General features: G+C 47.1%; 4 protein-coding genes. 3 read left to right on the top strand and 1 reads right to left on the bottom strand.

Annotated elements, in window-relative coordinates; all coding sequences use genetic code 11:
• Positions 1–98: 98 nt before the first annotated feature.
• The gene (locus QZ506_RS21335; protein ID WP_291973764.1) at positions 99–404 is read right to left on the bottom strand and encodes an IS1 family transposase; all 306 of its coding nucleotides are present in this window, start codon (positions 402–404) and stop codon (positions 99–101) included.
• On the opposite strand from QZ506_RS21335, the gene QZ506_RS21330 reads away from it, so the two are divergent.
• Genes QZ506_RS21330 through QZ506_RS21320 form a run of 3 tightly spaced genes read left to right on the top strand, consistent with a single transcriptional unit; the run spans position 291 to position 1,612 of the window.
• Complete coding sequence (locus QZ506_RS21330) at positions 291–560, top strand: hypothetical protein (protein ID WP_291973765.1); 270 nt, start codon at positions 291–293, stop codon at positions 558–560. The two genes, QZ506_RS21335 and QZ506_RS21330, sit on opposite strands and share 114 nt — an antisense overlap.
• A gap of 13 nt (positions 561–573) precedes the next feature.
• Entirely contained in the window at positions 574–1,011 is a 438-nt protein-coding gene (locus QZ506_RS21325; protein WP_291973762.1) for an oxidoreductase, read from the top strand.
• Positions 980–1,612, top strand: a complete 633-nt coding sequence (locus QZ506_RS21320) for a hypothetical protein (RefSeq protein ID WP_291973760.1) — start codon at positions 980–982, stop codon at positions 1,610–1,612. The genes QZ506_RS21325 and QZ506_RS21320 overlap by 32 nt, the downstream gene beginning before the upstream one ends.
• Positions 1,613–1,813 lie beyond the last annotated feature (201 nt).

Here is a 1,813-nt window from a genome sequence, read left to right as displayed (position 1 = left end):
CGCTTAACAGGATCACGCTATCAGGAATGCCGAACAGTATTCGCATCACGTAACAATCGACCCGTATCGTATGGGGCGCGGTCGTTACAAGTTCTGATTTATTCAACAAAGCCGATCCTATCGTGCATTTCGGATGATTTTGAATATCCGAGCGTCTTGCGATTGAGCCGTTGCAATCGGTTACGCAGTGTCAGATGTGCACACTCAATACTCTGTGTATACAGCTTGCTAACAATGTGTTTTACTTTTGGAAGTTCGTCGTTGTAAGCCCTGTAGCCATCCGTGTTTGCATGACTGACGACGGTAACGCTGATGGCCACTTTTGCCATAACCGTGTTTTTTACAGGAGATGTCTGTTCACAAAACGGGCATCTTACATCAACTTTAGCCACTGTATTCCACATCCAAAACCGGACATTTCACACTGCAATCAACATATTGAATACACGACCGCCATGAGCAGCTCTTTCGTATACTGTACCACCCGGTCGCTTACGCCCACCCTTCTCATTTACCTGAGGCTTGGCGCACAAAGGGGCGCGCCAGTGAGCCATTACTGACTTACTGGCTTTATTGGCGCTACCAGCTTACTGCCCCCCTGAAACCTGGGATGCAGCACATACGCCGGCTGCAGTCATGATAAAGCAGTGGGATCACATGCCGGATATTGCTCATTTATTAGGTGGTTATCTTCTCAAATCATCTATGTCAGATCTCAACCTGGCGCTATTTTCCGATCCACAATTACTGAGTTTTATTGCATTACCACTGATCCACAATGTCGATCCTGGCCCCCTAAAGCAAGGAGGGTATACGACACAGGCTTGCGGTGCGAGGTTCATATTAAATCACTGTCATCCGATTCCACAGGCTCTACAACAACTATTTATGCTGTTGTTCCCCACCTACATTCAACTCCCCAAAATGGACGCGCCACGTACACCCGATCATATCAACTTATTCAATATGGCCACGCATTATGCGAACAATTTCCCTGGCAGAACTGCCTGAAGAGTGCCGCGATTCAGTACTCATTGCGGCAAAAAACCGTAAACAACAATTCCGTTCCCAAAATGCCATTGAGCATACGTTACGCCGCTGCCATGAGATTCATGATGAACAAAAGCGGGCAGCCGACGAGATAAAAAAGCAGAAAGAGAAGGAAGGATTTTCCACAGGTTTCAAGCTGTTCTTCACCACAGTCCTTGCCATGCTGAACGACTATGAAACGCTACAGCATAAACGCTGGACAGAGCAACGCCGCCACTTGCAGAAGGCGCTGGCTAAAACACTGCACGATCCGATCGTCGTTGAATACGTAGTTACACAGTTAAACGCGCATTGCCGTCATAGCGACGCGATGACGCTTATCTTACCCGATGGTGTGGCTATATCTGACGTATCGCCGCATTTGACGTGTTTAACCACGCATGAAAATCACATTACGCTGCAATGTGGCTTGTACGCATTACGCTTTCCTGCTGAAACACTTTGCCAGCAATCGATGGCACAGGCTGACAACGAAACGCAGACATTCACACGGCAAATGAATGCATTAACACCGGCAACATTGCAAGAGATTATTGAAATACTGCAACAGGCAATACCCTAAATAATTCGAGTGTCAGCGCCAGTGATATAAGACGGTAATTCACCATTTGGATTGTCCACTCCACCCAACATGTTGTTTCATTGAGGTTCTCACACCAGAAAGGACATCAGCATGCTGAGCAGAGAGGACTTTTACATGATAAAGCAAATGCGCCAGCAGGGTGCGTATATTGTCGATATTGCCACTCAGGTTGGTTGCTCT

This window comes from Candidatus Symbiopectobacterium sp. (assembly GCF_020054415.1).
In the GTDB taxonomy this organism is placed as follows: domain Bacteria; phylum Pseudomonadota; class Gammaproteobacteria; order Enterobacterales; family Enterobacteriaceae; genus Symbiopectobacterium.
This window is presented reverse-complemented; position numbering and strand designations above follow the sequence as displayed.